Source organism: Nonomuraea basaltis (assembly GCF_005893125.1).
Lineage (GTDB): Bacteria > Actinomycetota > Actinomycetes > Streptosporangiales > Streptosporangiaceae > Nonomuraea > Nonomuraea basaltis.
In genome coordinates this window covers 124,657-130,656 of the sequence record NZ_VCJS01000009.1, presented here as the reverse complement: position 1 = coordinate 130,656, position 6,000 = coordinate 124,657, and the positions used below count along the sequence as shown (strand labels likewise).

At 71.8% G+C, this 6,000-nt stretch carries 6 protein-coding genes; 3 read left to right on the top strand and 3 right to left on the bottom strand.

From position 1 onward, the window contains the following. Positions 1–1,246, bottom strand: a 1,246-nt coding sequence (locus tag EJK15_RS06490; protein WP_476739194.1) for an nSTAND1 domain-containing NTPase, incomplete at its 3' end; no start/stop codon positions are given. A 44-nt stretch (positions 1,247–1,290) separates the two neighbouring features. After that, a complete protein-coding gene (locus EJK15_RS06485) occupies positions 1,291–1,866 on the bottom strand; it encodes a GNAT family N-acetyltransferase (RefSeq protein ID WP_138709443.1) in 576 nt (191 codons plus the stop codon). 106 nt (positions 1,867–1,972) lie between these two features. On the opposite strand from EJK15_RS06485, the gene EJK15_RS06480 reads away from it, so the two are divergent. The 3 genes from EJK15_RS06480 to EJK15_RS06470 are packed head-to-tail and all read left to right on the top strand — an operon-like array spanning position 1,973 to position 5,399. After that, positions 1,973–3,175: an acyl-CoA dehydrogenase family protein gene (locus tag EJK15_RS06480; RefSeq protein ID WP_138709442.1), complete on the top strand. Its 1,203-nt coding sequence runs from the start codon at positions 1,973–1,975 to the stop codon at positions 3,173–3,175. Next, on the top strand, positions 3,172–4,359 hold the full coding sequence (locus EJK15_RS06475) for an acyl-CoA dehydrogenase family protein (RefSeq protein WP_138709441.1): 1,188 nt from the start codon (positions 3,172–3,174) through the stop codon (positions 4,357–4,359). The genes EJK15_RS06480 and EJK15_RS06475 overlap by 4 nt, the downstream gene beginning before the upstream one ends. Further along, on the top strand, positions 4,356–5,399 hold the full coding sequence (locus EJK15_RS06470; protein ID WP_138709440.1) for an acyl-CoA dehydrogenase family protein: 1,044 nt from the start codon (positions 4,356–4,358) through the stop codon (positions 5,397–5,399). The genes EJK15_RS06475 and EJK15_RS06470 overlap by 4 nt, the downstream gene beginning before the upstream one ends. Here EJK15_RS06470 and EJK15_RS06465 read toward each other — a convergent pair. Next, complete coding sequence (locus tag EJK15_RS06465) at positions 5,370–5,969, bottom strand: TetR/AcrR family transcriptional regulator (protein WP_138709439.1); 600 nt, start codon at positions 5,967–5,969, stop codon at positions 5,370–5,372. The genes EJK15_RS06470 and EJK15_RS06465 overlap by 30 nt on opposite strands. Positions 5,970–6,000: the final 31 nt, after the last annotated feature.

Genomic DNA, 6,000 nt, shown 5'->3' with positions numbered 1-6,000 from the left:
CCTCCCACCGCCGCGCCGCCCGCGCCAGCTCCCGGTGTACGACCAGCCCGTCGCGCTCGCCGTCCAGCCACTCCCGCAGCCGCGGCCAGGCCAGCAGCAGTGCCGCGTAGCCGATCGCCAACGAACCCGGCCCCGCCTCGCCGTGCTCCTCCGGAGGCCGCCACTCCTTGATCAGGCCTTCCTTCTTGTACGCCTCCAGCACCCGATCGATGGCGGCCACCTCGTCCACGTCGCGCCCGGCGACCAGGTCGTCCCTGGCGGCCGGGATGACCGTGTCGGCACCCTCGGAGTCAAGTCCCACCAACCGCAGGAACACGTCGGGCACCAGGTCCTGATCGGCCGGCCCGAGCCGCAGGTACACGGCCTCGGCGCGGGCGCCGAGCGGCGGATCGTCGATGGGCGCGGGTGGAAGCAGGCGGCCCTGCTGCGACTGGGGGCAGTCGAGCAGGGACAGCAGTAGCTGGCGGGCGCTCGGCCGGCGCTCGGGGTCGCGGTGCAGGGCGGCGGCCACCAGCCCGCGCAACGGGCGGTCGAGCCGCTCGCCGTGGCCTAATCGGTCGTCGGGCCCGTATGCGGCGAAGACGAGAAGCTGTCCCCAGGCGTGCACATCCGCGGCCGGCCCGCCCTGGGCGTCCGTAGCAGGCCCGCCGCCGTCATCCGGCGGCGCAGGTCCAGGTCCAGGCCCAGGCACAGGCCCAGGCACAGGCCCAGGTCCAGGCCCAAGTCCAGCACCAGGCCCAGGCCCAGCTCCAGCACCAGGCCGTTGCTCAGTCCCCGGCCCGCTCTCCGCCGACCGACCAGACGACAGCCCCAGACCGACCAGCCGTGGCCCCTCGGCCCCCAGGATGACCTTGTCGGGAGTGAGCGCCCCGTGCACCACGCCGGCCTCGTGGACGGCGGCCAGTGCGGTGGCCGTGGCGGCGGCCAGCCGGTAGAGGTCGTCTCCCGCGTACGGCCCGTGCCGGTCCACGACCTGCCGCAGAGTCGGGCCTTCGATGTACTCGCTGACCAGGTACGGAGGATCCCCGTCCAAGCAGGCGGCCTCCACCGTGGCGACCGACAGCGAGCGGACGCGGGCGGCGGCCCCGGCCGAGGCGGCGAACCGGGCCCGGGCCTCGGCGTCCGCCAGCACGGGCACGCCCAGCGCATGGCGGCTGCCCGACTCGTCGTAGGCCTCGCGGACGATGACCCGCCCGCCGCCGTCGAGCCGGACGCCGAGCCAGTAGCCCCCCAGCCGATCAGTCATGCGGGATCGGACGCCGCCTCTCCGTCAGGGCTCAGACGGGCCCGTCAACGGTCGAGACGGGCCCGGTGCTCCGGCCACTCCTCTATGAGGATGCCGAAATAGACGGTGTCGCGCCAGGTGCCGTCCGGCCTCTTACGGTGCCGCCGCAGCGTGCCCTCGTGCAGGCCGCCGATGCGCTTGATGGCGTTCTGGGAGCGGAGGTTGAGCACGTCGGTCTTGAGCAGGACGCGGTTGTAGCCGAGCTCGAAGGCGTGGTCGATGAGCAGCAGCTTGCAGGCGGTGTTGACGGCGGTACGCCACACGGCGCGGCCGTACCAGGTCCAGCCGATCTCGACGCTCTCGTTGAAGCCGGGCACGTCGGCGTAGGTCGTCCAGCCGGTGGCCCGCCCGGACCCCTTGAGCACCACCGCGAAGGGGATGTGCTTGTCGTCGTCGATCAGCCCGAGGGCGATCTTCCCCAGCTCCTGCTCCGAGCGCGGGGCGGGGGCGCCCAGCCAGCGCCACACCTCGTCGTCCCCGCCTCCGGCGGCGAACAGATCGGGTACGTGGGCGAGGGTGAGCGGCTCCAGTCGGACGACGTCGTTCTCGAGCACCACAGGAGTAGGTAGCTTCGCGGTCATGGCGGCAACCCTAGGAGACGCCCGGAATCACGATTATGGCCACATGCCCCTTTTTGCGGGGAGCCACCTGTCGACAGTCATACCGGCCGGTCGGTAGGCTCACGGTATGGACTTCGCCTTTGACCCCGTCACCGAGGACCTGCGCGAGCGACTGCTGCGCTTCATGGACGAATGCGTCTACCCCGCCGAGTCCGCCTTCGAGGAGCAGGCGGCGACCAGCGGCTGGAGCTCCCCACCGCTGATGGCCGACCTGAAGGACGAGGCCAGGAAGCGCGGCCTGTGGAACCTGTTCCTGCCGGGGGAGCACGGCGCCGGGCTGACGAACCTGCAGTACGCGCCGCTGGCCGAGATCATGGGCCGAAGTCCCACCATCGCGCCGACGGCCACCAACTGCGCCGCGCCCGACACCGGCAACATGGAGGTGCTGTCGATGTTCGGCAGCGAGTGGCAGCGCAAGGAATGGCTGCAACCGCTGCTCGACGGCGAGATCCGCTCCGCGTTCGCGATGACGGAGCCCGACGTGGCCTCCTCCGACGCCACCAACATCGCCACCTCCATCGTCCGCGACGGCGACGAGTACGTCATCAACGGCCGCAAGTGGTTCATCTCCGGCGCGATGAACCCCAACTGCAAGATCCTCATCGTCATGGGCAAGACGAACCCGGACGCGCCCAAGCACCGCCGGCAGAGCATGGTCCTGGTGCCGCGCGACACGCCGGGCGTGCACGTCAAGCGCGGCATGCACGTGTTCGGCTACACCGACGCCGACCACGGCGGCCACGCCGAGATGGTGTTCGAGGACGTACGCGTGCCGGTCGAGAACCTGATCGGCGAGGAGGGCGGCGGCTTCGCCATCGCCCAGGCCAGGCTCGGCCCCGGCCGCATCCACCACTGCATGCGCCTGATCGGCATGGCCGAGCGGGCGATCGAGCTGATGTGCCGGCGGGCGCTGGCGCGGACCACCTTCGGCAAGCCCGTCGCCCAGCAGGGCGTCATCCAGGAGTGGATCGCCGAGTCCCGCATCAGGATCGAGCAGCTGCGCCTGCTCGTGCTCAAGACGGCCTGGCTCATGGACACGGTCGGCAACCAGGGCGCCCACACCGAGATCCAGGCCATCAAGATCTCCACCCCGATCACCGTCGAGTGGATCCTGGACAAGGCCGTGCAGGTGCACGGCGCGGGCGGCGTCTCCCAGGACTTCCCGCTGGCCGCGCTCTGGGCCGGAGCCCGCTCGCTGCGCCTGGCGGACGGTCCCGACGAGGTGCACAAGCGGTCGCTGGCCTATCGCGAGCTGAAGAGGTACATGTGAACGAGGCGGAGATCAAGGAGCGCGTCGCGGCGTTCCTCGGCGAGCACGTTCTTTCAGCCCGGGGAGCAAGCTCCCCGGGCGGGGACCGGCTGGAGTTCTTGCGCGCCAGGTTCGACGCCGGGCTGGCCTGGGTGTGGTTCCCCGAGGGGCTCGGCGGGCTGGGCGCGGCCAGGGAGTTGCAGCAGGTCGCCGAGCGGGAGCTGGCCGGCACGCCGCAGATCAACACCGGTGTCCAGGGCATCGGGCTGGGCATGGCCGCGCCGACGATCCTGGCGTTCGGGACGGAGGAGCAGAAGCGCCGGTTCCTGCGTCCGCTGTGGACAGGAGAGGAGGTCTGGTGCCAGCTCTTCAGCGAGCCCGGCGCCGGGTCCGACCTGGCCACGCTCGCGACCCGGGCGGTCAGGGACGGGGACGAATGGGTTGTGGACGGCCAGAAGGTGTGGACGTCCGGCGCCCACCACTCCCGGTGGGGCATCCTCGTCGCCCGTACCGACCCTGACGTGCCGAAACACCGCGGGATGACGTACTTCGTCTGCGACATGCACGCCCCCGGCGTCGAGGTGCGGCCGCTGCGGCAGATCACCGGCGAGGCCGAGTTCAACGAGGTCTTCCTCACCGGCGTGCGGCTCCCCGACGACCTGCGGCTCGGTGAGGTCGGCGACGGCTGGCGGGTCGCGCAGACCACGCTGATGAACGAGCGCGTCGCCATCGGCGGCGCGCCCATGCGGCGCGGCGGCGGCATGGTGGCCAGTGTGCTCGACGCCTGGCGCGAGCAGCCCGGACTGCGCACCCACGACCTGCACCAGCGGCTGCTGTCGCTCTGGGTGGAGGCCGAGGTCACCCGCCTGTCCGGGGCGCGGCTGCGCGAGCAGCTCGTCGCGGGCCACCCGGGCCCCGAGGGATCGGGCATCAAGCTGTCGTTCGCCAAGCTCAACCAGGCGCTGTCCGGCTTCGACGTCGAGTTCCGGCGCGACCTGGGCTACGACGACTGGACGTTCCGCCGCTCGGAGGACGTCGACTTCTACGGCCGCGGCCCCGGCTACCGCTATCTGCGGGCCAAGGGCAACTCGATCGAGGGCGGCACGTCCGAGATCCTGCGCAACATCATCGCCGAGCGGGTGCTCGGCCTGCCCTCGGAGCCCCGCGTCGACAAGGACGTGCCCTGGAAGGACCTACCGCGATGACACTCCTGTACTCCGAGGTCGAGGAGGAGCTGCGGGCGGCCGTGCGGGCGCTGCTCGCCGACCGCTGCCCGCCCACGGCGGTGCTGAAGCGGATCGAGTCCGACCCGTATGACCTGGACCTGTGGAAGACGCTGGGGGCCGAGATCGGGGTGGCCGGGCTGCTCATCCCCGAGGAGCACGGCGGGGCCGGGGCGTCGGCCAGCGAGGTGGCGGTCGTGCTGGAGGAGCTGGGCCGGGCGGTGGCGCCGGTGCCGTTCTTCACCAGCTCGGTGCTGGCCACCCAGGCGCTGCTCCCGACCGGGGACGCGCTCCTGAGTGATCTGGCCGAGGGGCGGACGACGGCGGCGCTGGCGGTGTCGTTCGCGGCCTCGCCGTACCGGCCGGCGCACGGCTCGCCGGTGCGGGCCGAGGACGGGCGGCTCTCCGGGTCCGTGTCCGGGGTGGCCGGGGCGGACGTGGCCGACGTGCTGCTGGTGCCGGTGGACGGCGACCTGTACGCGGCCGAGGGGGCCGCCGTCGAGGTCGTGCCCTCGCTCGACCTGACCAGACCGGTCGCCACCGTCACCTTCGAGCGGACGCAGGCCCGCCGGGTCGGGGCCTGCGACCTGGCCGCGGTGCTGCGCTTCGGCGCGGGGCTGCTGGCCTCCGAGCAGTTAGGGGTGGCCGAGTGGTGCCTCGGCACCACGCTCGCCTACGTCAAGGAACGCCACCAGTTCGCCCGGCCGGTCGGCTCCTTCCAGGCGATCAAGCACCGCCTGGCCGACCTGTGGCTGGACGTGGTCAGGGCCAGGGCCGCCGCCAGGAACGCGGTCGCGGACCCCTCGGCCGTCTCCGTGGCGGTGGCTCAGTCATGGAACGCCGGCGTGGCCGTACACGCCGCCGAGGAGGCCCTGCAGCTGCACGGCGGGATCGGGATGACGTGGGAGCACCCCATCCATCTCTACCTCAAGCGCGCCAAGGCCACCGAGATCGCGCTGGGAACGCCCGGCGACCACCGGGAGGCGCTGGCCTCACTCGTCGACGTCCCCGGCCCCGAGTGAGGCGAGCAGCAGGTCGGCGAAGTGCCTGCCTACCTGGGCGCCGGTCAGCGGCCCGTCCGCGTGGAACCACGTGCCCAGGTGGTGCACCGAGCCGAAGAAGTAGTCCACCACCAGCTCCGCGGGAACCGTGCCGGTGAAGACGCCCGCGCGCTGCCCCTCGGCGACCAGGCCGCGGAAGCGCTCGTGGTAACGCCGGCGTTCGGCGCGCACGGTCTTCTGCGTCTCGGGAGCGAGCAGGTGCATCGACCTGAAGAAGATCTTGGAGTCGTCGAGGTTCGCGGTCGTGGTCTCCACGACGTCGGCCGCGGCCCTGTGCAGGCGCTGCCTCAGCGTCCCCGGCCCGTCGGCGATCTGCGCCAGCCGGTCCATCTGCATGCGCAGCACCCGGGCGTAGATCTCGTGCAGCAGGTCGTCCTTGGAGTCGAAGTAGTGGTACATGGCGCCCTTGGTGACGCCGGCCGCCACGACGATCTCCTGAACTGACGTGCCCTCGAACCCGCGCTCGGCGAACAGCCGGGTCGCCTCGGCCAGCAGTCGCTGCCTGACCGGTTCCTCTTTCACATGCGTCACAACCCCAGCATACCGACTGGTCGGTTACCGC